Source organism: Burkholderia sp. BE17, assembly GCF_009362305.1.
Classification (GTDB): domain Bacteria; phylum Pseudomonadota; class Gammaproteobacteria; order Burkholderiales; family Burkholderiaceae; genus Burkholderia; species Burkholderia pyrrocinia_C.
Genome location: NZ_WHNU01000110.1, coordinates 1 through 1,006 on the forward strand (window position 1 = coordinate 1; position 1,006 = coordinate 1,006).

Sequence of the window (1,006 nt, forward strand, 5' to 3'; positions counted from 1 at the left end):
TGACGGCCGGCTCGGGGCAGAACCCGGCGCGGCAGTCGCTGATCAAGGCCGGGCTGCCGTCGGCGGTGCCGGGGATGACGATCAACAAGGTGTGCGGCTCGGGCCTGAAGGCCGTGATGCTGGCGGCGAACGCGATCGTCGCGGGCGACGCGGAGATCGTGATCGCGGGCGGCCAGGAGAACATGAGCGCGTCGCCGCACGTGCTGCCGGGCTCGCGCGACGGGTTCCGGATGGGCGACGCGAAGCTGGTCGACACGATGATCGTCGACGGCCTGTGGGACGTGTACAACCAGTACCACATGGGCATCACGGCGGAGAACGTCGCGAAGGAATACGGCATTACGCGCGAAGAGCAGGACGCGTTCGCGGCGCTGTCGCAGAACAAGGCGGAAGCCGCGCAGAAGGCCGGGCGCTTCGACGACGAGATCGTGCCGGTGTCGATTCCGCAGCGCAAGGGCGAGCCGCTGCAGTTCGCGACCGATGAATTCGTGCGTCACGGCGTGACGGCGGAATCGCTGGCGGGGCTGAAGCCGGCATTCTCGAAGGACGGATCGGTGACGGCGGCGAACGCGTCGGGCCTGAACGACGGCGCGGCGGCGGTGCTGGTGATGTCGGCGCAGAAGGCGGCGGCGCTCGGCCTGACGCCGCTGGCGCGGATCAAGGCGTATGCGAACGCGGGCGTGGATCCGAGCGTGATGGGGATGGGCCCGGTGCCGGCGTCGCGCCGGTGCCTGGAGCGCGCGGGCTGGACGCCGGGCGACCTGGACCTGATGGAGATCAACGAGGCGTTCGCGGCGCAGGCGCTGGCGGTGCACAAGCAGATGGGCTGGGACACGTCGAAGGTGAACGTGAACGGCGGGGCGATCGCGATCGGCCACCCGATCGGTGCGTCGGGCTGCCGGATCCTGGTGACGCTGCTGCACGAGATGGCCAAGCGCGATGCGAAGCGCGGGCTGGCGTCGCTGTGCATCGGCGGCGGGATGGGCGTCGCGCTCGCGGTCGAGCG

At 70.5% G+C, this 1,006-nt stretch carries 1 protein-coding gene; it reads left to right on the top strand.

Annotated elements, in window-relative coordinates:
- A partial coding sequence (locus GD429_RS40025) for an acetyl-CoA C-acetyltransferase (protein ID WP_152865745.1) occupies positions 1-1,006 on the top strand: 1,006 nt, incomplete at both ends.